This is a genomic window from Streptomyces sp. NBC_00239, assembly GCF_036194065.1.
In the GTDB taxonomy this organism is placed as follows: Bacteria; Actinomycetota; Actinomycetes; order Streptomycetales; family Streptomycetaceae; genus Streptomyces.
In genome coordinates this window covers 2,158,512-2,181,799 of sequence record NZ_CP108095.1, presented here as the reverse complement: position 1 = coordinate 2,181,799, position 23,288 = coordinate 2,158,512, and the positions used below count along the sequence as shown (strand labels likewise).

At 72.8% G+C, this 23,288-nt stretch carries 20 protein-coding genes; 3 read left to right on the top strand and 17 right to left on the bottom strand.

The features are described from left to right. Nucleotides 1–77 precede the first annotated feature (77 nt). The 15 genes from OG764_RS09660 to OG764_RS09590 form a co-directional block, all read right to left on the bottom strand. Nucleotides 78–689 carry a dihydrofolate reductase family protein gene (locus OG764_RS09660; RefSeq protein ID WP_328968000.1) on the bottom strand — a complete coding sequence of 204 codons (612 nt, stop codon included), beginning with the start codon at nt 687–689 and terminating at the stop codon, nt 78–80. Between the two features lie 145 nt (nt 690–834). Further along, nucleotides 835–1,644: a sirohydrochlorin chelatase gene (locus OG764_RS09655; protein ID WP_328967999.1), complete on the bottom strand. Its 810-nt coding sequence runs from the start codon at nt 1,642–1,644 to the stop codon at nt 835–837. Between the two features lie 7 nt (nt 1,645–1,651). Further along, complete coding sequence (locus tag OG764_RS09650) at nt 1,652–2,533, bottom strand: ABC transporter permease (RefSeq protein ID WP_328967998.1); 882 nt, start codon at nt 2,531–2,533, stop codon at nt 1,652–1,654. Beyond that, nucleotides 2,520–3,311, bottom strand: a complete 792-nt coding sequence (locus tag OG764_RS09645; RefSeq protein ID WP_328967997.1) for an ABC transporter ATP-binding protein — start codon at nt 3,309–3,311, stop codon at nt 2,520–2,522. The genes OG764_RS09650 and OG764_RS09645 overlap by 14 nt, the downstream gene beginning before the upstream one ends. 40 nt (nt 3,312–3,351) lie before the next feature. Further along, on the bottom strand, nt 3,352–4,467 hold the full coding sequence (locus OG764_RS09640; RefSeq protein WP_328967996.1) for an aliphatic sulfonate ABC transporter substrate-binding protein: 1,116 nt from the start codon (nt 4,465–4,467) through the stop codon (nt 3,352–3,354). Between the two features lie 262 nt (nt 4,468–4,729). After that, a complete protein-coding gene (locus tag OG764_RS09635) occupies nt 4,730–6,076 on the bottom strand; it encodes a sulfate adenylyltransferase subunit 1 (protein WP_328967995.1) in 1,347 nt (448 codons plus the stop codon). A 2-nt stretch (nt 6,077–6,078) separates the two neighbouring features. Continuing rightward, on the bottom strand, nt 6,079–7,017 hold the full coding sequence (gene cysD / locus OG764_RS09630) for a sulfate adenylyltransferase subunit CysD (RefSeq protein WP_328967994.1): 939 nt from the start codon (nt 7,015–7,017) through the stop codon (nt 6,079–6,081). Then, a complete protein-coding gene (gene cysC, locus OG764_RS09625) occupies nt 7,014–7,592 on the bottom strand; it encodes an adenylyl-sulfate kinase (protein WP_328967993.1) in 579 nt (192 codons plus the stop codon). The genes cysD and cysC overlap by 4 nt, the downstream gene beginning before the upstream one ends. Further along, nucleotides 7,592–8,308, bottom strand: a complete 717-nt coding sequence (locus OG764_RS09620; protein WP_328967992.1) for a phosphoadenylyl-sulfate reductase — start codon at nt 8,306–8,308, stop codon at nt 7,592–7,594. Before OG764_RS09620 ends, cysC begins: the two co-directional genes overlap by 1 nt. After that, a complete protein-coding gene (locus tag OG764_RS09615) occupies nt 8,305–8,484 on the bottom strand; it encodes a hypothetical protein (RefSeq protein WP_328967991.1) in 180 nt (59 codons plus the stop codon). The genes OG764_RS09620 and OG764_RS09615 overlap by 4 nt, the downstream gene beginning before the upstream one ends. Beyond that, nucleotides 8,481–10,175: a nitrite/sulfite reductase gene (locus OG764_RS09610; RefSeq protein ID WP_328967990.1), complete on the bottom strand. Its 1,695-nt coding sequence runs from the start codon at nt 10,173–10,175 to the stop codon at nt 8,481–8,483. The genes OG764_RS09615 and OG764_RS09610 overlap by 4 nt, the downstream gene beginning before the upstream one ends. 201 nt (nt 10,176–10,376) lie before the next feature. Then, nucleotides 10,377–10,460, bottom strand: coding sequence for a putative leader peptide (locus OG764_RS09605; protein WP_328972928.1), 84 nt, complete (start codon nt 10,458–10,460; stop codon nt 10,377–10,379). Nucleotides 10,461–10,617: 157 nt separating this feature from the next. Beyond that, on the bottom strand, nt 10,618–11,178 hold the full coding sequence (locus OG764_RS09600; RefSeq protein ID WP_328967989.1) for a GNAT family N-acetyltransferase: 561 nt from the start codon (nt 11,176–11,178) through the stop codon (nt 10,618–10,620). Nucleotides 11,179–11,191: 13 nt separating this feature from the next. Next, the gene (locus OG764_RS09595; protein ID WP_328967988.1) at nt 11,192–12,484 is read right to left on the bottom strand and encodes a GAF domain-containing protein; all 1,293 of its coding nucleotides are present in this window, start codon (nt 12,482–12,484) and stop codon (nt 11,192–11,194) included. A 281-nt stretch (nt 12,485–12,765) separates the two neighbouring features. Then, on the bottom strand, nt 12,766–14,451 hold the full coding sequence (locus tag OG764_RS09590) for an acyl-CoA dehydrogenase family protein (protein WP_328967987.1): 1,686 nt from the start codon (nt 14,449–14,451) through the stop codon (nt 12,766–12,768). Nucleotides 14,452–14,468: 17 nt separating this feature from the next. Here OG764_RS09590 and OG764_RS09585 point away from each other — a divergent pair, with 17 nt between their 5' ends. Then, nucleotides 14,469–15,602, top strand: a complete 1,134-nt coding sequence (locus OG764_RS09585) for a YihY/virulence factor BrkB family protein (protein WP_328967986.1) — start codon at nt 14,469–14,471, stop codon at nt 15,600–15,602. Between the two features lie 335 nt (nt 15,603–15,937). Beyond that, on the top strand, nt 15,938–17,059 hold the full coding sequence (gene rsgA, locus OG764_RS09580; protein ID WP_328967985.1) for a ribosome small subunit-dependent GTPase A: 1,122 nt from the start codon (nt 15,938–15,940) through the stop codon (nt 17,057–17,059). A 440-nt stretch (nt 17,060–17,499) separates the two neighbouring features. On the opposite strand, the gene OG764_RS09575 is transcribed toward rsgA, so the two are convergent. Together OG764_RS09575 and OG764_RS09570 are read right to left on the bottom strand one after the other, a co-directional pair. Continuing rightward, a complete protein-coding gene (locus OG764_RS09575; protein WP_328967984.1) occupies nt 17,500–17,982 on the bottom strand; it encodes a DUF456 domain-containing protein in 483 nt (160 codons plus the stop codon). Nucleotides 17,983–18,190: 208 nt separating this feature from the next. After that, complete coding sequence (locus OG764_RS09570; RefSeq protein WP_328967983.1) at nt 18,191–19,174, bottom strand: helix-turn-helix domain-containing protein; 984 nt, start codon at nt 19,172–19,174, stop codon at nt 18,191–18,193. Nucleotides 19,175–19,403: 229 nt separating this feature from the next. Here OG764_RS09570 and OG764_RS09565 point away from each other — a divergent pair, with 229 nt between their 5' ends. Next, nucleotides 19,404–23,162 carry a S8 family serine peptidase gene (locus OG764_RS09565; RefSeq protein WP_328967982.1) on the top strand — a complete coding sequence of 1,253 codons (3,759 nt, stop codon included), beginning with the start codon at nt 19,404–19,406 and terminating at the stop codon, nt 23,160–23,162. Nucleotides 23,163–23,288 lie beyond the last annotated feature (126 nt).

Below are 23,288 nucleotides of genomic sequence, written 5' to 3'. Positions count from 1 at the left end.
GGCGCCCGCCCCGTACGTCCCGCCTGCCCGTGCCCCGTACGTCCCCGCCGCCCGTGGCGCCCGAACCGCCCGTACCGTCAGTGCTGGGGCAGGTGGGTCTTGGCGTCCTCGTACGTCCCCTCGCCCGCTGCGGCCGGGGCGTACACGAGGTTGAGCACACCGGTCCGGAACGTCTCGCAGGAACGCAGTTCCAGCGGGACCGGCGTCGCCTCGTCCTCGAACAGGCGCATGCCCGCGCGGACGGCGATCGGGTGCACCAGGAGGTTCAGCTCGTCCAGGAGCCCGGCGGCGAGGAGTTGGCGCACCACCGACACCGAACCGCTCGTCCAGATGTCCGTGGCCGGCCCCGCCGCGTTCTTCAGCGCGGTGACCGCGCTGGCCAGATCACCCTCCAGCCGCTCGCAGTTGCGCCAGGTGAACTCCGGACGCCCGCGGGTCGCGACGATCTTGCGGGCGTCACCGAGGACCTTGGCGAAGGGCGCGTCCTCGCCGCCCGCCGCCTCCCGGTCCGGCCAGGCACCCGCGAAACTGTCGAACGTCCTGCGCCCGAGCAGAAGCGTGTCGGCCCTGCCGAGGGTGGCGTCGACGGCCGCCCCCATCTCGTCGTTGAAGTAGGGGAAGTGCCACTGGTCGGGCGCTTCTACGACGCCGTCGAGCGAGATGAACAGCTGAGATTTGATCTTCCTCATGCCGAGTCTCCAGAGGGTGGCCGGGTGGGTACGCCTACCGGACCATCCAAGGGGATGCGGCGGACGGAATCCGGACGACTCCCCGGCGGACCGCCCGTGAGTCCGCCGGCCCGCCACGGCGTGAGACCGTCGGGCCGCGTGTCCGTCAGGCCGTCAGGGCGGGCCGGGACACCGCCGCCGCGAGTGACTCGTCGTAGCGCCGCAGCAGGAGGAGGGCCAGCTCCGGGGCCGGGCCCAGCACCTCCGCCAGGAGGTCGGCGCCCGCGGCGCGCGCCCCGTCCGCGATGCGGTCCGGCAGCCGACCGGGGGCGATCACGTACGGGGCCACCACCACGCGGCGGACCCCCTCGGCGCGCAACGCCCGTACCGCGTCCTCGGTGCGGGGAAAGCCCGAGGCGGATGTTCCGGAGGCGAACGCAGGCCGCACGGCACACCAACCGGTGCGCCGCCACTCCCGCGCGGTTTCAGCGATCGCTGCGATCGCCTCCGGGTCTGAGGAACCGGCGGACGCGAGCACCACGCCGGTGGTCGGGCGGTCGGCCGGGTCGAGGCCGGCCTCGGTCAGCCGCCGCTCCAGGGCCGCGACCAGGAGCGGGGACGGGCCCAGCACCTCGGCCCGGCGGATCCGCAGCCCCGGCAGCAGGGCGGCGGACTCCGACAGCACCGCCGGGATGTCGGCCTTCGCGTGGAAGGCGCGGGTCAGCAGAAGCGGCAGCGCGACGACCTCCCGCACCCCGTCGGCGTACAGGCGCGCGAGCACCTGCCCGACGGCGGGGGCGTTGAAGTCGAGGAACGCGGTCTCCACCGCCAGCCCCGGCCGCAGCGCCCGTACCCGCCGGGTCAGGGCGTGTACGGTCGCCGCGTGCCGCGGGTCGCGGCTGCCGTGGGCGATGACGAGCAGCACGGGACGCGGGACGGGGCCCGGTTCGGGGCGCAGGTCGGTACGGCGGTGCACGGTCGGCTCACCTCACCAGCAGGCCGCGGCTGCGCAGCACCCAGCGCTCGACCGGGCTGAAGATCAGCAGGTCGATGGCGATGCCGACGACCAGGATCAGCAGGATCGCCAGGAACACGCCGGGCAGGTCGATGTTGTTGCGGCCGTTCTCCAGCAGCTGGCCCAGGCCCAGGCCCAGGTCCGGCGAGGAGGCGATGATCTCGGCGGCCATCAGCGAGCGCCAGGAGAAGGCCCAGCCCTGCTTGAGGCCCGCCAGGTAGCCGGGCAGCGCGGCCGGCATGACCACGTGCCAGGTGCCCTTGAGGCCGGTGGCACCCAGGGTGCGGCCCGCGCGCAGGAAAAGCGGGGGCACCTGGTCGACACCGGAGACCAAGCCGTTGGCGATGGACGGGACGGCGCCCAGCAGGATCACCGTGTACATCATCGCGTCGTTGAGGCCGAACCACAGCACCGCGGGCGGCACCCAGGCCACCGAGGGCAGCGACTGGAGACCGGACAGGATCGGGCCGATCGCGGCGCGCACGAACTTCACGCGGGAGACGAGCAGTCCGAGCGGGGTGCCGATGGCCAGGGCGAAAAGGAAGCCGAGCAGACCGCGCGACACGCTGGTCCAGACGACCTCCAGCAGGGTGCCCTGAAGCCACATGTCGGCCAGGCCGTCCCACACCGCGGACGGCGCGGGCAGCTTGGTCTCGTCGGTCACCTTCGCGGAGACGAGCACCTGCCAGGTGGCCAGCACCAGGGCGACGGCGACCAGCGGCGGCAGGACCTTCTTGACGAGGACCTCGCGCACGGGCGTCCGGCGGACCTCGACCGCGTCGAGGGCGTCGAGTCCGGCCTCCAGTCCCGCGAGGTCGTCCTGCTTCGGGGTGGTGTCAGTGCTGGCCATGGCGGCGGATCTCCCCACGCAGGTGTTCAGTGATCTCAAGGGACAGCTCCGCGACGTCCGCGTCCTCGATGCGGCGCGGCTGCGGGATGTCCACGGTCCATTCCTTGGCGATCCGGCCGGGCCGCGAGGAGAGCAGGACCACGCGCTGGGCGAGGCGTACGGCCTCGCGCACGTTGTGGGTGACGAAGAGGACCGAGAGGTTCGTCTCGTCCCAGATCCGGGTGAGCTCGCCGTGCAGCACGTCCCGGGTGATCGCGTCGAGCGCGGCGAACGGCTCGTCCATCAGCAGCAGTTCGCTGTCCTGGGCGAGTGCCCGGGCCAGGGCCACGCGCTGGCGCATGCCGCCGGACAGCTCGTGGACCCGCTTGCCGTGGGCGCCGCCGAGGCGGACCAGCTCCAGCAGCCGCTCGGACTCGGTCTTGCGGTCGGCCTTGGGCACGCCGCGCAGCCGCAGCGCCAGCTCGATGTTCTTGCCCGCCGTGAGCCACGGGAAGAGGGCGTGCTCCTGGAACATCAGGGCGGGCCGGCCGCCGGGGGTCTCGATCGCCCCCGCGGACGGCCGGTCCAGTCCTGCGACCAGGTTGAGCAGCGTGGATTTCCCGCACCCCGAGGCTCCCAGGATGGTGACGAACTCGCCGGGGGCGACATCGAGGCTGATGTCGTCCAGGACGAGCTGCGTTCCGGCCGGGCCGGCGAAGGACTTCGAGACGTGCTCGATCCGGGCGGCGTGCGACACCGTGGTGGTGCCCTCGGCAGCCTTGGCAAGCGTGGTGGCCATGGTCGTCACCTCCTGGGAATTGCGGATCACGGATGCGGGGTTACTTGGCGCCGAGGCCGGCGTCGGTGACGGCGGGCTTGCCGGCGGCCTTGAGGACCTTGTTGAGGAGGGTGAGGTCGTAGATCCCGGCGAGTTCGGGTTCCTTGATGAGTCCGGCCTTGACGGCCCATGCGGACTGGGTCTTGAGGGTGGCGGCGAGGGGGTCGTCGGTGACCTGGATGCTCTTCCAGGCGGGGTCGATGACCTCGGGCTTGAGTGCCTTGCCGCTGAGTTCCTTGAGGGCGGCGTTGGCGGCGGCCTTGGCCTGGTCGGGGTTGGTGGTGATCCAGGCGTTGGTCTTCACGGTGCCGGTCAGGACGGCTTCGACGACGTCGGGGTGGTCCTTGAGGAAGGTCTGGGACACGATGACGTTCGTGATGACGAACTTCTTGTCGGGCCACAGGCTGGTTTCGTCGAGGAGGACCTTGGCGCCTTCGGCGACGAGCTTGGAGGCGGTGGGTTCGGGGACCCAGGCGCCGTCGATGGAGCCGGACTTGTAGGCGTCGGGGGTGACCTTGTTGTCGGTGCGGACGACGGAGACGTCGCCCTTGCCGCTTTCGGGGTCGACCTTCCAGCCCTTCTCGCCGATCCAGTTGAGGAACGCGACGTCCTGGGTGTTCCCCTTCTGGGGGGTGGCGATCTTCTTGCCCTTGAGGTCGTCGAGGGTTTTGATCTTGTCCGGGTTCACGACGAGCTTGACGCCGCCGGAGGCGGCGCCGGAGACGATCCGCAGGTTGCTGCCCTTGGACTTGACGTAGGCGTTGATGGAGGGCGAGGGGCCGATGAACCCGATGTCCAGGGAGCCGCCGTTGAGTGCCTCGATCTCGGAGGGGCCGGCGTTGAAGGTCTGGGCCTTGATGGTGGTGGCGCCGAGTTCCTTCTGGATCAGGCCTTCCTTGATGCCGACCAGTGCGGTGGCGTGGGTGAGGTTCGGGAAGTAGCCGATCCGCACCGAGTCGGCGGAGAGCTTCTTGCCGCCGGTGGCCGCGACGTTGGTCTTGTCGTCGTCCTTCTTCGCGTCCGAGCCGTAGCCGCAGGAGGCGAGGGCGCCGATCAGCAGCGGCAGGGCGGCCGCGGCGGCGATACCGCGGCGCAGGGTGGTACGGGTGGCAGGCACGGGAGGCTGTCCTCTCGGTGGCCCGGGTCTACGTCCTCCGGATGTCCGGATGCGCGGCCGGGGCGTCGGTCCGTCTTCGTCGGTGCGGGTGGAGCAGGTGGGGGGTGAGGGCGCGCATGCGGTGCGCGTACGTCATCGCACACATCGCGCCACCCCTCCCCGGCCACTGCCGAGGAAGCCTCCCCCAGACTTCGTCCGGGGGTACCCCCAGCCCACGCGGCCGCCCTCCTTGGCGAAGGTCGAGTAGACGTCGGACGGCATGTCAGAAGTCCCAGCCGTCGTCGTCGGAGGCGCCGGAGGCGTCCGGGGCGGCCGGCTCGGTGTGGCCGGCGAAGGCCTCTCCGGCCATGCCCGCCGCGAGCGTGGTGCCGTCGGCCGGGTCGATCAGCAGGAAGGACCCGGTGCGGCGCGAGTCGGCGTACGCGTCGAGCGCGAGCGGCTCGGCGGTGCGCACGACGACGCGGCCGATGTCGTTGGCCACCAGCTGCCCGGGGTTCGGGTGCTGGGACAGGTCGTCCAGGGTCAGCCGCGAGGGGATCTCCTTGACGATCGCCTTGACCGTGCGCGTCGTGTGCTTGATCAGCACCCGGGCGCCGACGGCCAGCGGTTGGTCGGCCACGTGGCAGACCGTCGCCTCGACGTCCTGCGTGGTGGCCGGGGCGCTCGCGGACGGCGCGATCAGGTCGCCGCGCGAGATGTCGATGTCGTCCGCGAGCCGCAGGGTCACCGACTGGGGGGCCCAGGCGATGTCCACGCTCTCGCCGAGCGAGTCGATCCCCTCGATGACCGAGGTGCGGCCCGAGGGCAGCACGGTCACGGCCTCGCCGACGCGCAGCACGCCCGAGGCGATCTGGCCCGCGTAGCCGCGGTAGTCGGGGTGCTCTGCGGTCTGGGGACGGATCACGTACTGCACCGGGAAGCGCGCCGGGCAGGCGGTGAGGTCGTGGCTGACCGGGACGGTCTCCAGGTGCTCCAGCACCGTGGGGCCCCCGTACCAGTCCATGTTCGAGGACGGGTCCACGACGTTGTCGCCGGCCAGGGCGGAGATCGGGATCGCGGTGATCTCCGGGACGCCCAGGCCGGAGGCGTACGCGGTGAACTCCTCGGCGATCTTCGCGAAGACCGTCTCCTCGTAGCCGACCAGGTCCATCTTGTTCACGGCGAGGACCACGTGCGGGACGCGCAGCAGCGCGGCCACGGCCGCGTGCCGGCGGGTCTGCTCGACCACGCCGTTGCGGGCGTCGACCAGGACCACGGCCAGCTCGGCGGTGGAGGCGCCGGTGACCATGTTCCGGGTGTACTGCACGTGCCCCGGGGTGTCCGCGAGGATGAACCGGCGGCGCGCGGTGGCGAAGTAGCGGTACGCGACGTCGATGGTGATGCCCTGCTCGCGCTCGGCCCGCAGGCCGTCGGTCAGCAGCGCGAGGTCGGGGGTCTCCTGGCCGCGGTTGCGGCTGGCGTGCTCCACGGCCTCCAGCTGGTCGGTCAGGACCGACTTCGAGTCGTGCAGCAGCCGGCCCACCAGGGTGGACTTGCCGTCGTCGACGGAACCCGCGGTCGCGAAGCGCAGCAGCGTCGTGGCGCTGAGCTGCTCGGTGGTGGTGGTCATGGCTAGAAGTACCCTTCGCGCTTGCGGTCTTCCATCGCGGCCTCGGACATCTTGTCGTCGGCGCGGGTGGCGCCCCGCTCGGTGAGCCGGGAGGCGGCGATCTCGGTGATCACGGCGTCCAGGGTGGTGGCGTCGGAGTCGACGGCACCGGTGCAGGACATGTCACCGACGGTGCGGTAGCGGATGAGCCGCGTCTCGGGCGTCTCGTCCTCCTTCGGGCCGCCCCACTCGCCGGCCGTCAGCCACATGCCGTTGCGCAGGAACACCTCGCGCTCGTGGGCGAAGTAGATCTGCGGCAGCTCGATGCCCTCGCGGGCGATGTACTGCCACACGTCCAGCTCGGTCCAGTTGGAGAGCGGGAAGACGCGCACGTGCTCGCCGGGCGCGTGGCGGCCGTTGTACAGCTGCCACAGCTCGGGGCGCTGGCGGCGCGGGTCCCACTGGGAGAACTCGTCGCGCAGCGAGAACACCCGCTCCTTCGCGCGGGCCTTCTCCTCGTCGCGGCGGCCGCCGCCGAACACGGCGTCGAACTTGAGCCGCTGGATCGCCTCGGTGAGCGGGACGGTCTGCAGCGGGTTGCGGGTGCCGTCCGGGCGCTCGCGCAGCTTGCCGGCGTCGATGTACTCCTGGACGGAGGCCACGTGCAGCCGCAGGCCGTGCCGGGCGACCGTGCGGTCGCGGTACTCCAGGACCTCGGGGAAGTTGTGCCCGGTGTCCACGTGCAGCAGCGTGAACGGCACCGGCGCCGGCGCGAACGCCTTCAGCGCCAGGTGCAGCATGACGATGGAGTCCTTGCCGCCGGAGAAGAGGATCACCGGCTTCTCGAACTCGCCCGCCACCTCGCGGAAGATGTGCACGGCCTCCGATTCGAGGGAGTCCAGGTGCGACAGCGCGTAAGGCGCGTCCGTCCCGCCGTGGACGTGTGCGACGGTCGTCGTCATGCCAGACCCCTCTCGGTGAGCAGCGCGTACAGGGCCGATGCCGACTCCTGCACGGACTGCGTGTGCGACTCGATGCGGAGGTCCGGGTCCACCGGGGCCTCGTACGGGTCGTCGACCCCGGTCAGACCGGAGATCTCGCCCGCCGCCTGCTTGGCGTACAGGCCCTTCACGTCACGCTCGGAGCACACCTCGACCGGGGTGGCCACGTGCACTTCCAGGTACGTCGTACCCGCCTTGGCGTGCCGCCCGGAGACGGCCTCCCGGCTGTCCGCGAACGGCGCGATCACCGGCACCAGCGCCTTGACGCCGTTGCTCGCGAGGAGTTCGGCGACGAAGCCGATCCGCTGCACGTTGGTGTGGCGGTCCTCGCGGGTGAAGCCCAGCCCGGCCGACAGGAACTCGCGGATCTCGTCGCCGTCGAGGACCTCCACCCGGTGGCCCTCCGCGCGCAGCCGCTCGGCCAGCGCGTACGCGATCGTGGTCTTGCCCGCGCTCGGCAGACCGGTCAGCCACACCGTGGCTCCCTGGCCGGTCACGCTCATCTGCTTCTCCGTAGCTTCGGTACGTTCGGTCATCAGCCGTGCAGCCCGCATTCAGTCTTCGACCGGCCCGCCCAGCGGCCGGCGCGGGCGTCCTCGCCCTCCGCCACCCGGCGGGTGCAGGGGGCGCAGCCGACCGAGGCGTAGCCGTCCGTCAGCAGCGGGTTGGTCAGGACCCCGTGCTCGGCGACGTACGCCTCCACGTCGTCCTGGGTCCAGCGGGCGATCGGCGAGATCTTGACCTTCTGCCGCTTCTCGTCCCAGCCGACCACCGGGGTGTTGGCCCGGGTCGGGGACTCGTCGCGGCGCAGGCCCGTGGCCCAGGCCCGGTAACCGGTCAGGCCCTCTTCGAGGGGCTTGACCTTGCGCAGGGCGCAGCACAGGTCGGGGTCGCGGTCGTGCAGCTTCGGGCCGTACTCGGCGTCCTGCTCGGCGACGCTCTGGCGCGGGGTGAGAGTGATGAGCCTGACGTCCATCACGGCCTCGACCGCGTCACGGGTGCCGATGGTCTCCTCGAAGTGGTAGCCCGTGTCGAGGAAGACCACGTCCACACCGGGGCGGACCCGCGAGGCGAGGTGCGCGACGACCGCGTCCTCCATGGAGGAGGTCACGCAGAACTGCGCGCCGAAGGTGTCCGCGGCCCAGCGCAGGATCTCCAGCGGCGAGGCGTCCTCCAGGTCGCGGCCCGCCTGCTCGGCCAGCGCCCTCAGGTCGCCGGCCGTGGCTGCGGCGGTTTCCTGAACGGTCGTCATATCTCTTCCCCTCCAGCACTGTTGGACTGAAAACCACGGGACAGCAGCCCGAGGTACTTCAGCTGGAAGGCTCGATTGCAGGCCCTGCATTCCCAGGCGCCGTGGCCCTGCTCGCCGGGGAACAGGTCCTCGTCGCCGCAGTACGGGCAGTAGAAGGGTGCGGCGCGCTCGCTCACGACAGCGCCTCGTCACTGGCGCGGCCGACCCAGGCGGCGAACCGCTCGCCGTCCGTGCGCTCCGCCTCGAAGCGGCGCACGACCCGCTCGACGTAGTCGGGCAGGCCCGCCGAGGTGACCTTCAGGCCGCGGACCTTGCGGCCGAAGCCGGCCTCCAGGCCCAGCGCGCCGCCCAGGTGCACCTGGAAGCCCTCGACCTGGTTGCCGTCGTCGTCGAGGACGAGCTGGCCCTTGAGGCCGATGTCCGCGACCTGGATGCGGGCGCAGGCGTTCGGGCAGCCGTTGATGTTGATGGTGAGCGGCTCGTCGAACTCCGGCAGCCGGCGCTCCAGCTCCTCGATGAGGGTCTGGCCGCGCTGCTTGGTGTCGACGATCGCGAGCTTGCAGAACTCGATGCCGGTGCAGGCCATCGTGCCGCGCCGGAACGGCGACGGGGTGACCCGCAGGTCCAGCGACTCCAGGGCCGCGACCAGCGACTCGACCTGCGGCTCCTCGATGTCGAGCACGATCATCTTCTGCTCGGCGGTGGTGCGCACCCGGCCCGAGCCGTGCTGCTCGGCGATCTCCGCGATCTTGGTGAGGGTGGCGCCGTCGACGCGGCCGACGCGCGGGGCGAAGCCCACGTAGAAGCGGCCGTCCTTCTGCCGGTGCACGCCGACGTGGTCGCGCCACTGCTGTACGGGCTGCTCGGGCGCGGGGCCGTCGATCAGCTTGCGGTGCAGGTACTCGTCCTCCAGGACCTGGCGGAACTTCTCCGGGCCCCAGTCGGCGACGAGGAACTTCAGGCGGGCGCGGGTGCGCAGCCGCCGGTAGCCGTAGTCGCGGAAGATCGAGATGACGCCCGTGTAGAGGTCCGGGACCTCCTCCAGCGGCACCCAGGCGCCGAGCCGCACGCCCAGCTTGGGGTTGGTGGAGAGGCCGCCGCCGACCCAGATGTCGAAGCCGGGGCCGTGCTCGGGGTGGTTGACGCCCACGAAGGCCATGTCGTTGATCTCGTGCGCCACGTCGAGCAGCGGCGAGCCGGAGACGGCGGACTTGAACTTGCGGGGCAGGTTGGAGAAGTCCTTGTTGCCGACGATCCGGCGGTAGATCTCGTCGATGGCGGGGGTGCCGTCGATGATCTCGTCCTCGGCGATGCCGGCGACCGGGGAGCCGAGGATCACGCGCGGGGTGTCGCCGCAGGCCTCGGTGGTCGACAGGCCGACCGCCTCCAGGCGGTTCCAGATCTCCGGGACGTCCTCGATGCGGATCCAGTGGTACTGCACGTTCTGGCGGTCCGTGATGTCGGCGGTGCCGCGGGCGAACTCCTCGGAGATCTCGCCGATCACGCGCAGCTGCTCGGTGGTCAGCCGGCCGCCGTCGATGCGGACGCGGAGCATGAAGAACTCGTCGTCCAGCTCCTCCGGCTCCAGGATCGCGGTCTTGCCGCCGTCGATCCCGGGCTTGCGCTGCGTGTACAGGCCCCACCAGCGCATGCGTCCGCGCAGGTCGTTGGGGTCGATGGAGTCGAAACCGGCCTTGGAGTAGATCGTCTCAATGCGTGTCCGCACATTGAGACCGTCATCGTCCTTCTTGAACTGCTCGTTTCCGTTGAGGGGCGTGAAGTGGCCTACGGCCCACTGGCCTTCGCCGCGGTGACGCGTGGTCTTGCGGCGCGCTGCGGCGGCGGGCTTCTCGGGGGTGGCGGCCATGGCAATACGTCCTTCGGTGGCGGCTCAAGGCAAGGGGCAGGAAGCGGCGGCATGACCCCTGTACTGCGGTGACCTGCGGACATGTGCGGCAGGTGCGGCAAAGCGAGGCCCCCCGGCGGTGTGCGGGGCGGCTCGTGGACTCAGGGGATCGACGCGTCCGCGACGGCGGGGACGGCGAAGGTGCGGCGGGTGCTGGTTCCGTCAGCGCGCCGGACAGATGGCGCTGGCCATGCGGCCGAGGTCGACGTGCCGCCGACTCACCAAGGCAATTCCAGCTCCAGTCATGGCCGAAGCGTGGCATGAGCTTCTTGGAGGAGTCCACTAGTGTCCATTATCCGGACGAAAGCGTCTCGCTCCTTGGGATGGTGTGGTCTGGGTCACCTGCCGCGGCGGGGCCCCGGGGGCGTACGAACGCCCCGGGGCGGCCGGCCCGCGGGGCGGATCAGGCGCCCGGCCAGGGCCCCGGGGTCGCGGGCTGCGCCTTCGGCTCCGTCTCCGTCTTGAAGATCCGGAAGCCGCGCCGCAGGTAGTTGTCCATCGCCGTGGGCCCGTCCCAGCTGCACGTGTGCAGCCACACCCGCTTCGTCGGCTCGCGGTCGGGCCAGCGCTCGGCCAGGTCCCAGGCCCGCTCCACGCCGACCGACAGCAGGTGCCCGCCGATCCGCCGGCCCCGGAAGGCGGGCAGCAGGCCGAAGTACACGATCTCGACCGCACCCTCGGGCTGCGGGTCCAGCTCCACGTACCCCGCCGGGGTGCCCCGGTCGTACGCCACCCACGTCTCCACGCCCGGCCGCTCCAGCACCTCCCGCCACTGGGCGTACGTCAGCCCCAGCCGGTCCGTCCAGTGGATGTCACCGCCCACCGACGCGTACAGGAAGCGGCTGAATTCCGGCGAGGGGACCGCGGCCCGCTCGATGCGGATGTCGCCGTCCGGCACGGCGGCGGGCCGCAGGTCCGCCGGCGAGGTCTGCTCCAGCGACCAGGTGGTGAGATCGGTGTCCATACAGGTCAGGGAATCATGCCTGCCCGCCGCGCCCCAACCGGGCCCGTACGACCGTCGGCGCGTGCGAGTGCCCGAGCAGCGTGTGCGGGTCCCGCGGCCGCCGCACCTCCACCTCCACCCCGTCCGCGAACCGGTACGGGCGGTGCGCCAGCACCCCCGCCAGGTGCCGGCGCACCCGCGAGATCTCGGCCCGCACGGTCACCGTCCGGCTCGGGTCCCCGAACACCTCCTCGGCCAGCTCCGCCGCGCTCCGCCCGCCCGGGTGCTCCGCCAGCAGGAACAGCAGCTCGGCGTGGCGCGGGCTGAGCTCCTGCGTCCAGCTGCCGGCCGCCCCGTACACGGTCGCCGACCAGCCGCGCGGCTCGCCGAGGTCCAGCACCACCCGGCTCACCCCGGACCCGGTGCGCGCCGCGTCGACCCGTATCAGCCAGCCGCCCGGCAGCGGCTCCGCCACGCAGTGCCCCAGGCTCGGCAGCCACACCGGCCCGGCCCCGAACCCGCGGGGCAGCGCCACCCGCTCCACCGGGGCCATCCCGGTCACCGCCGCCGTCCAGCCCTGCGGGTCCACGGCCAGCGCCCGCCCGGACAGCCGGGCCAGCAGCGGCGCCGCCACCGTCCGCAGCCCCTCCAGGGAGGCCAGGTGCCGCAGCCGCAGCTCGCTCTCCGCGAGCCGGGCCACCGACGACACCCACGACAGCGTCGCCGGATGCATGGTGGCCAGCGGCCCGCTCACGTCGATCACCCCGATCAGCCGGCCGTCCCGCGGGTCGTGCACCGGAGCACCCGTGCACGTCCAGTCGTGATGGCTGCTGACGAAGTGCTCCGCCGAGAACACCTGCACCGGCCGCCGGGTCACCAGCGCCGTGCCCACCCCGTTGGTGCCCACCACCCCCTCGCCCCAGTCCGCGCCCACCTCGAAGCCCAGCCGGTCCGCCTTCCGCAGGATCGAGGCGTGCCCCTCCCGCCACAGCAGCCGCCCCTCGGCGTCCGCGACGACCATGATGTGCAGGGACTCGTCCAGGGTGGGCAGCAGCCCCTGGCGCAGCAGCGGCAGCAGCCCGCGCAGCGGCGAGTCCTGCCGGCGCTGCTCGGTCTCCGCCGCCGACAGGGTCCGCGCCCGGGTGTCCCGGTCCGGGTGCACACCGCCCGCCAGCATCCGCTGCCAGGACTCGGCGATCTCGGGGCGCGGCGCGGCCGGTGGCCGCCGGCCCGCCAGGGCCGCCTCCCGGACCCCCTTGAGCAGACGGGCCGCCTGCCGGGCGTCCATGGCCGAAAGCCGTGACAAACCCAGTGTCGTGCTGGTCACCGGAACCTCCCCGAACGAACCGGACGTGCGGTGCGGTGGAACCCCTCCCACCGGCGGGTGCCGCTTCCCGGGCACCCGCGGCGGGGCGGCTGCGCCCCCGGAGGTGCAACGGTATGCAACTCTCGCCAAGTCCCGGTCGCGCGACCGAAACTGTGCGCAACGCCGTTCGACGGCGTTGCGGCTCCTCCTCGGGGCTTCGCGGCGGTGGTGGTGCCGAGTCGGCGCGGCGCCACCACCGTCGGCTCAGGGCCCGGATCCGGGTGCGGCGGTTGGGGCCGTCGTCAGCCCGAGATCCGCGCCCGCTCCACCACGGCGGCCAGATCGAGCGTGTGCGGCAGCGTACCGAAAGCCGCACCCCCGTCACCGCCGAGCCGGGAGGCGCAGAACGCGTCCGCGACCGCCGGCGGGGCCCACCGCACCAGCAGCGAGCCCTGGAGCACCAGCGCCATCCGCTCCACCACCCGCCGGGCCCGCGCCTCGATGCCCTCCAGGTCCGCGAGGTCCGTCAGCAGGTCCTTGACCGCCCCGTCCAGCCGGTGGTCGGCGCCCCGCGCCCGCCCCACCTCCTGCAGGAACGCGTTGAAGGCCATCGGCTCGCGCTGCAGGGCCCGCAGCGCGTCGAGGGCCTGGACGTTGCCCGACCCCTCCCAGATGGAGTTCAGCGGGGACTCGCGCAGCAGCCGGGGCAGCCCGGACTCCTCCACGTAGCCGTTGCCGCCCAGGCACTCCAGCGCCTCCGCCACCATCGGGGTGCACCGCTTGGTCACCCAGTACTTCGCCACCGGCACCGCGAGCCGCAGGAACGCCCGCTCCTGCTCCGTACCGGCATCGTAGGCCGCCGCCAGCCGCAGCATCAGCGTCGTCGCCGCCTCCGACTCCAGCGCCAGGTCGGCCAGTACGTTGCGCATCAGCGGCTTGTCGATCAGTTTGCCGCCGAACGCGCTGCGGTACGAGGCGTGGTGCACGGCCTGCGTCAGCGCCTGCCGCATCAGCGCCGCCGACCCCGCCACGCAGTCCAGCCGGGTCGCGGCCACCATCTCGATGATGGTCCGCACCCCGCGGCCCTCCTCGCCGACCCGGCGCGCCCAGGTGCCGTCGAACTCGACCTCCGCCGACGCGTTCGACCGGTTGCCCAGCTTGTCCTTGAGGCGCTGGATCGCGAAGACGTTGCGGGTGCCGTCCGGCAGCACCCGCGGCACCAGGAAGCACGTCAGCCCGCCGCCGCCCGGGCCACCGTCCGTACCGCTGCCCGAACCGCCCCCGGGTGCCCGGGCCAGGACCAGGAAGCCGTCGGACATCGGCGCCGAGCAGAACCACTTGTGCCCCGTCAGCAGGTACTCGCCGTCGGCGTCCAACGGCGCCGCCGCCGTCGTGTTGGACCGGACGTCGCTGCCGCCCTGCTTCTCCGTCATCCCCATCCCGAACAGCACGCCGGCCTTCCCCGCGGCCGGGGCCAGGCCCGGCTCGTACGTGTGCGAGGTCAGCCGCGGCTCCCACTCCGCGGCCAGCTCCGGGTCGGCGCGCAGGGCCGGCACGGCCGCGTGCGTCATCGACACCGGGCAACCGTGCCCCGCCTCGGCCTGCGACCAGACGAAGAAGCCGGCGGCCCGCCGGACGTGCCCGTACTCGCGCCCCCAGGCGTCGGTGAGCCCCGCGGACACCGCCCGCCCGAGCAGCCGGTGCCAGGCCGGATGGAACTCCACCTCGTCGATCCGGTTCCCGTACCGGTCGTGCGTGCGCAGTTTCGGCGGATTCTCGTTGGCGAGCGCCCCCCACTCCTGCGCCTGCGCGGACCCGGCGGCCCGGCCGAGCTCGCCGAGCTCCAGGCCCGCCTGCGCGCGGAGTTCGGCCGACGCGCCGGAGAGGTGCCGCGCGACACCCTCCACGAGGGCGTGGTCGGAGCCGTAAACGTCGTGACCCGCCAGCGGCGGGGCCTGATTGCTCACTGTGTGGGTGGTGGCTGCCATGCCGATACGGTAAAGACGTGCAGCCAGCAAATGAAACACCCGAGCGTCCTCCGGGGATGCTCCACAGGGCCCGGGCCCTGTACCGCAACGTCTCCAAGCGCAAGATGGCCTGGCTGCTGCTCAAAGACACCGTCAACTCGTGCATCGAGTACCGGATCCTCGGGCTCGCCGCCGAGGCGGCGTTCTTCACCCTGCTGTCGCTGCCGCCGCTCTTCCTCGGCCTGCTCGGCCTGCTCGGCTACGTCGACAACTGGACCGACACCACAACCGTGCAGAGCATCGAGGAGAACATCCTGGGCGCGGTCGGCACGGTCCTGTCCGACCGGGGCGTCAACGACATCGCGCGGCCGCTGCTCGACGACGTGACCCGCCAGGGCCGCCCCGACATCATCTCGCTCGGCTTCGCCTTCGCCCTGTGGTCGGGCTCCCGCGCCGTCAACGTCTTCATCGACACCATCACCGTCATGTACGGACTCGACGGGCATCGCGGCATCGTCAAGACCCGGCTGCTCGCCTTCCTCCTGTACGTGGTCGCGCTGGTGATCGGGGCGGTGGTGCTGCCGCTGATGGTGGTCGGCCCGGACGCGGTGGTACAGATCGTCCCCTGGGGCACCGAAGTCATCGCGGTCCTGTACTGGCCGGTCGTCACCCTGCTGTCCATCGCCTTCCTCACCACCCTCTACCACGTGTCCGTACCGGTGCGTTCGCCGTGGATCGAGGACGTCCCCGGCGCGCTGGTCGCCCTCGGCATGTGGGTGCTGGGCAGCTTCCTGCTGCGCATCTACCTCACCAACACGGTGGAAGGGCCGACCATCTACGGCTCGCTGGCCGCGCCGGTCGCCGTGCTGCTGTGGATCGGCATCTCGGCCTTCGCGGTCCTGGTCGGGGCGGCCGTCAACGCGGCCATCGACCGGGTGTGGCCCTCCGTCGCCACCGCCGCCGCCCGCGAGGCCAACGAGCGCGTGCGCGAGGCCGAGGCCGCCCAGCTGGTCGCCCGGGCGGCCGCCTGGCGGGCCCTGGCCGAGGGCGAGTCGGAGGACGACGAGGACAGCGGCATGCCGTCGGAGTTCCCCGAGCGCTGGTCGAACTTCCTGCCGCCCGACGACTACCAGTCCCGCCTCCGCAAGCACACCGAGCGGCATCCGCACTAGGCGGTAGGGGCGGCGGACCGGGCGCCGGACGGGGCGCCGGACTGGGCGTCGACAGGCGCCGGACGGGGCGTGGACGGCTGTCCGGAAAAAGAAGTGGCACCCGCCCCACCCGCCCCGTAACCTCATCCCCGTACGTCGCCGCGAACGGATCGCGACGCGCTGCCGGAACCAGGAGGTGGACTTCGATGACTGTTGCCACGCAGGGCACTGCCCGCGCTCGAGCCTTCATCCCCACCCCCGTGGTCTCCGGCTGACACCGATCCAGCGACTCTCGCCGCCGGGGCCACCCTTCGAAGGGTCCCCCCTTGTCTTTCCAGACGTCTCCGTCCACCTCCATGTCTTCTTCCGCGACCCCGTTCGCGACTTCCTTCCCTTCCGCCGTCGATGCGGCGCTCGCCCCGTACGGCTGGGACGAGCAGTGGGCCGCCGAGTTCGCCCCGTACGCCGCGCAGGGCCTGGTGCCCGGCCGGGTGGTCCGCGTGGACCGCGGCCAGTGCGACGTGATCACGGCGGACGGCCCGGTGCGCGCCGACACCGCGTTCGTCACCCCGCACGACCCGCTGCGGGTCATCTGCACCGGTGACTGGGCCGCCGTCGAGCCCGCGGGCAACCCCCGCTACGTCAAGGCGTACCTGCCCCGCCGGACCGCCTTCGTACGGTCCACCTCCTCGCAGCGCTCCGAGGGCCAGATCCTCGCGGCGAACGTGGACCACGCGATCATCGCCGTCTCCCTGGCCCTCGAACTCGACCTCGGCCGGATCGAACGGTTCCTGGCCCTGGCCTGGGAATCCGGGGCCCAGCCGATCGTCGTCCTGACCAAGGCGGACCTGGTCCCCGACCCGACGGCGCTGTCCTACCTCGTCGAGGACGTCGAGGGCACCGCCCCCGGGGTCCAGGTGCTGTCCGTCTCCTCGCACACCGGCGAGGGCATGGACGTACTCGGCGCCGTGGTCGCCGACGGCACCACCGTGCTCCTCGGCATCTCGGGCGCCGGCAAATCCACCCTGGCGAACGCGCTGCTCGGCACCGAGACCATGGAGGTCCAGGCCACCCGCGACGTCGACGGCAAGGGCCGCCACACCACCACCACCCGCAACCTGCTGGTGCTGCCCGGCGGGGGAGTCCTCATCGACACCCCCGGCCTGCGCGGGGTCGGCCTGTGGGACGCGGAGGCCGGGGTCGGCCAGGTGTTCTCCGAGATCGAGGAGTACGCCGGCCGGTGCCGCTTCCACGACTGCGCGCACGAGAGCGAGCCCGGGTGCGCGGTGCTCGCCGCCCTCGACAGCGGTGAGCTGCCCGAACGCCGGCTGGAGAGCTACCGCAAGCTGCTGCGGGAGAACCAGCGCATCGTGGCCAAGACGGATGCCCGGCTGCGGGCCGAGATCCGCCGCGACTGGCGGATGAAATCCGCCGTGGGCCGAGCCAACCACGCCGCCAAGCGGGGCTCCCAGTCCTGACCCGCCCCCCGTCCCGCCGCCCTCACCCCGCCTCCGCACCGGCCGCTCCGGCGCGGAGGCGGGCGCGGCGCCGCACCCCCTCAGCCCCTCCGGCGCATACACCCACAGCCCCTCCGGCGCTTGAGGAGCGGGTCCGGGCCGAGCCCGGCAACCCCGCGCACCCTTCAGCCCCTCCGGCGCTTGAGGAGCGGGCTCGCGCGGAGCCCGGCAACCCCGCACACCCTTCAGCCCCTCCGGCGTTTGAGGAGCGGGCTCGCGCGGAGCCCGGCGACCCCGCGCACCCTTCAGCCCCTCCGGCGTTTGAGGAGCGGGTCCGGGCGGAGCCCGGTGCCCGGCGTCAGCCGGGTTGTCTTGGGGCTCCGCCCCAGGCCCCGCGCCTCAAACGCCGGCGAGGCTGGAATTGCCGCACGCAACGTCGGCGAGGCCGGGGGGTGTGGGCCTCAGGCCCACAGGACCGCACCCAGCCACGCCCCGGCCACCACGAGGCAGGCGAACAGTTCCACCAGCACGCTCGTGCCCACCGCCCGCATCACCGTCCGGGTAGAGGCCGCGGCCTCGCCACGGCTGCCCAGCCGCAGCCGCTCGCACAGGTAGATGCCGCCCACGAAACCGGGTACGGAGCCCAGCACCGGCACCAGGACGAAGCCCAGCAGCGCCCCGGCGCCCGCGAACACCACCATGCGGCGGGTCACGCCGGTCCCGCGCAGGCGGCGGGGCGGCAGGAGCCACTTCACCACCTGGACCACCAGCAGCAGGCCCGTCGCCGCCACGAGCAGCACCCAGGCCGTGCCGGTCTTCTCGTGCAGGGACCACCACAGGAGGGCTGCCCAGACCAGCCAGGTTCCCGGTACGCCGGGTACGAGGACGCCGACCACCCCGAGCAGCATGACCAGCCCCACCAGGAATTGCTGAGGCAGATCCATCTGCCCAGCCTGACCCAGCCCAAGGCCCCCCGCTAGCGGGCGCCCCACCCCCTGGCCGGCGCCGCGGGCGGGCCAGGGTCAGCCTCGCCGGCGTTCGAGGCGCGGGGTTCGGGGCGGAGCCCCAAGAGCAACCCGGCTCCGCCGGGCACCGGGCTCCGCCCGGACCCGCGCCTCAAACGCCGGAGAGGCTGAATGGGCGCCGGGCTTGTCAGCGGGCCACCCAGCCGCGTTCGTACGCGTGCCAGCCCAGCTGGAGCCGGGTCGTGACGCCGGTCAGTTCCATGAGGCCCTTCACGCGCCGCTGCACAGTCCGCAGCCCCAGATCCAAGTGCTTGGCCGCACTCGCGTCCGTCATCCCCGCCAGCAGCAGCGACAGGATCTCCAGATCCGTGGCGTCCGGCGTGGTCGGGTCCTCCGCGACCGACCCGCCCGCACCCAGCCGCAACGGCAGCGCCTCCCGCCACACCGCCTCGAACAGCCCCATCAGCGACTCCAGCAGACCACTCGCGTGCACCACCAGCGCCGCCGGCTCCGCGTGCGCGCCGCGCGCGGTCAGCGGCACCATCGCCAGGCTGCGGTCCGCGATCACCAGCTTGGTCGGCACCCGCCCGGTGACCCGTACCCGCTCACCCCGCGTCAGCGCCGTCGACGCCTCCGTGAGCCCGCTCGGCAGCGACAGCACCTCCCGCTCGATCACCACCCGGTACTCCACCCCCCGGTCCGCGGCCCGCTCCTCCGCCTCGTTGTCCATCCCGGACACCACCTGCGGCCGCCCGCTGACCAGCGCGCACACTTCCTCCGCCGCCCCCAGCTGGAGCTGCACGAACCGGTGCGCGACCGCGCTCGCCCCGGTCACCACCTCCACCAGGTCGTGCACAGCCGGCTCCGACGCCTCCGCCCGGTACTCCTCGGCCAGCAGCGCCGCGGCCAGCTCCGCCTGCTCCAGCTCGTGCCGCTGCTGGGTCAGCAGCGCCCCCAGCGCCACGCCCGGCGGCGCCGCCACCCACCGGCCCGGCCGCGCCGAGGACTGCGCGGCCAGCCCCTGCCGCTCCAGGTGCCGCAGCGCCCGCTCGGTCTGCGGCACCGGCAGCGTCAGCCGGTGCGCCAGATCGGGCACCTCCGCCGCGCCGAGCGCCACCAGCGCCCGGTAGGCGGATTCCTGCCCCTCGTCCAGCCCTATCGCACCCAACACCCGGCCCACCCCACTTCCCACGTCAGACCCGTTCCCCGGCGGACGCGCCACCCTTCCCTGGCGGGAAACGGCCACGGCGCAAACCCGCCTCGGGACATCATCACCGCACCCCCCGCCTCTCTGCCAAGGTCGTGCCACCGCAGCACCAACATCCGCCGGCCAGAGGCCATTTACGCGGCGGCTTTGCCGTGCAATGCAGCAGTTGGCCGGAATTCACCTGGGGAGAGCGATGCGCCCGATATCGCGTACGGCACTGGGAGCGGCGACAGCCGCCGTCCTCGCCGTCACCGCCGTAGCTCCGTCGGCGGCACAGCCGCACGACGGGGAGTCGGGGAAGAGACCACTCGTCGGCAGCGAGGCGGCCGGAAAGAGCCCCGCCGCCCCCGTCACCGTGACCCTCGTCACCGGTGACCGGATCCTGGTCTCCACCGACGCGGCGGGCCGCACCGCCGCCACCGCGATGCCCCGCGAGGACGGCTCCCAGCCGCTCGTGCAGACCCGCCGCTCCGGCAAGGACCTGTACGTGTACCCGCAGGGCGCCACCGAGGCCCTCGCCGCCGGAAAGGTCGACGAGGAGCTCTTCAACGTCACCGGCCTCATCCGGCAGGGCTACGACGACGCCCGCGCCAAGAAGCTGCCGCTGATCGCCGTCTACGAAGGCGCCGCCGACCTCGCCCGCAGCGCGCCCGCCGCCCCCCGCGGCTCCGAGCGCGCCCTGGTCCTGCCGTCCATCGGCGGCGTCGCCCTCGCCGCCGACAAGACCCGGGCCGCCGACTTCTGGTCCGACGTCACCCGCCCCCGCTCGCGGGCCGCCGGACAGCTGAAGAAGCTGTGGCTGGACGGCAAGGTGCAGGCCAGCCTGGAACGCTCCACCAAGCAGGTGAACGCCACCGCCGCCTGGGCCGCCGGCTACGACGGCAAGGGCACCAAGGTCGCCGTCCTCGACACCGGCAGCGACCTCGGCCACCCCGACCTCAAGGGCCGGATCGCCGCCGCCGAGAACTTCACCGACTCCGACACCGCCGAGGACCGCCAGGGCCACGGCACCCACACCATCTCCACCGTCGGCGGCTCCGGCGCCGCGAGCGGCGGCGCCAAGAAGGGCGTCGCCCCCGGCGCGCAGCTCCTCAGCGGCAAGGTGCTCAACGACTACGGCTACGGCCAGGACTCCTGGATCATCGCCGGCATGGAATGGGCCGTCGCCCAGCACGCCGACGTCGTCTCCATGAGCCTGGGCAACCCCTCCGAGACCGACTGCACCGACCCGATGAGCGCCGCCGCCGAGAAGCTCGCGAGCGGCAGCGGCACCCTCTTCGTCATCGCCGCCGGCAACTCCGGCCCCGGCCTGCGCACCGTCTCCTCGCCGGGCTGCGCCCCCAGCGTCCTGACCGTCGGCGCCGTCGACCGCGACGACTCCACCGCGAGCTTCTCCAGTCGCGGCCCCGCCGGCCTCGCCCACACCCTCAAGCCCGAGATCGCCGCGCCCGGCGTCGGCATCTCGGCCGCCGCCGCGGGCGGCCGGGGCGTCTACGCGTACCAGTCGATGTCCGGCACCTCGATGGCCGCCCCGCACGTCGCGGGCGCCGCCGCCGTCGTCAAGCAGCGCCACCCCGACTGGACGCCCGCCCGGGTCAAGGCGGCCCTCGTCGGCTCCGCGAAGACCACCGTCCCCGGTGACGTCCGCGAGACCGGCGGCGGCCGCCTCGACGTGAAGGCCGCGATCGACACCACCGTCACCGGCGCCCCCGCCGTCCAGGGCGGCACCCACCACTGGCCGCAGGACCGCAGCGACCGCACCACCGTCGAGGTCCCGTACACCAACCACGGCACCCGGCCGGTCACCCTGCGCCTCGCCGTCTCGAAGGTCACCGGCAACGACGGCTCGGCCGTCCGCAGCCAGGTCGCCCGCCTCGGCCGCGGCGCCGTGACCGTGCCGGCCGGCGCCACCGTCAAGGTGCCCCTCGCCCTCGACCCCGCCGCGCACCTGACCCGCGCCCAGTACGGCGACGTCACCGGCCGGGTGCTGGCCACCGCCGACGGCGTACGCGTCTCCACCCCGTTCGCCCTCTACGTCGAGCCCGAGACCGTCACCCTGCGCGTCAAGCTGATCGACCGCGCGGGCAAGCCGGCCTCCGGCCCCTCCTCCCTCGACGTCATCGGCACCGACGACGCCGGCGGCGAGCGCCGCTACAACGAGGGCCACGCCGACCAGCTCTACCGGGTCCGCCCCGGCGCGTACTTCCTGTCGGCCTTCGTCGCCACCCCCGACGCGGGCGAGGGCGCCGAACTCATCGACTCCCTCAGCTACCTCGGCCGCCCGCAGGTCGAGGTCCGCAAGGACACCACGGTCGTCCTCGACGCCCGCACGGCGGCCCGCCTGAAGATCGCCGCGGACCGCCCGACCGAGGCCCGCTCCACCACCCTCTCCTTCGCCCGCAGCTGGGACGACGCCTGGCTGCACGCCGGCACCGCCATGGGCGGCCGCACCATCCGCGGCTACTACGCCTCTGTCGAAGGCCGCCCCGCCGACGGCGACTTCGAGTTCGGCAGCTACTGGCGGGCCGGCGCGCCCCTGATCTCCGAACTGAAGCTGGCCGGCGGCCCCGTCCTGCACCCGATGACGGCCTCCCTCGGCAGCGACAACCTCGACGGCACCGGCAGCGCCCCGCTCGTCGACGCCAAGTCCGGCAGCCCCGAGGAGCTCGCCGCGGCCGGCGCCAAGGGCGCCGTGGTCCTCGTCAAGGCCGAGGACGGCTCGCTGTCGCAGGTGGCCCGCGACGCACAGGCCGCCGGCGCCAAGGCCGTCCTCGCGCACCGCGACGCCCCCGGCCGCTGGACCGGCTTCACCGGCTACGCGGGCGGCTCCCTGCCCGCCCTCACCATCGAGCGCACCGAGGCGCAGGCCGTCCTCGCCCGGCTCGCCGCAGGCAAGGCGACCATCGCCTGGAAGGCCACCGCGAACAGCCCGTACGTCTACAACCTCGCCCAGACCGAGCAGGGTTCCGTCCGCGGCGACCGCACCTACCGGGTCCGCGACCGCGACCTCGGCACGGTCCGCGCCGGATACGGCTCCATGGGCGTCACCGCCGACTTCATCGACCTGGTCGGCGCCTACCGCCCGCTCGGCAACGCGGTCTACTTCGGCAGCATCGAGACCGTTACCGCCCCGGGCAGGCGCACCGAGTACTACACCGCCGGTGACACCGCCTGGGACCACACCCTCTCCTCCAGCTTCCCCTGGGGCGAGTTCATGGTCGACCGGCAGCGCACCTACACCAAGGGGCAGCAACGATCCGAGCGCTGGTACGACGGGGTCGTCGCCCCGGTCGCCCCGCGCGACACCGCCGGCGAGCGGGTGCTCGCCGCCGAACGGCAGGGCAACCTCATCGGCTTCGCCTCCGCGATGTGGGGCGACAGCGGCCACTACGCCCAGCCGGGCAGCTTCGGCGACATCGGCAGCCTCGTCCTCAAGCGGGGCGGCGAGACGATCGGCGAGAGCTGGTACCCGTCCGGTGTCTTCGAGGTGCCCGCCGAACGCGGCACGTACGAACTCACCCAGAGCATCGAGAAGATCGGTGCCCCGGCCCGGGTCTGGCAGCGCTCCACCGCCGTGCAGACCTCGTGGACCTTCACCTCGCAGCTCGACGAGTCGGCGTACTCCACCCCGCTGCCGATCCTCTTCCCCGGCTACGCCCTTCCCGAGGACGGCCTCAAGACCCTCGCGGCCGCCGACGGACAGGTCATCGGACTGAGCGTCAGCGGACACGCGGGCTACACCCCCGGTTCGATCACGTCCGCCAGGCTTTCGTACTCGTACGACGGTGAGAACTGGACCGAGGCGAAGGTGGCCCGACGCGACGGCCGGTGGACCGCGGTCGTCGACCACGCGGGAGCCGCCGGCAAGCAGGTCTCGCTGAAGGCCGAACTGACCGACCGAAACGGCGCCTCCGTCACCCAGACGGTCCAGCGCGCGTACGACGTGCGCTAGGCATCACGCCGAGCGCACCATCCGACCGGTCCGCCGGGCGACCTTCCCGTGGGGGGTGGGGCCGCCCGGCGGATCTCTTTTTTCGCAATGACCCGTTTTCACCCGCCCCTCGCGGCCGACAATAAG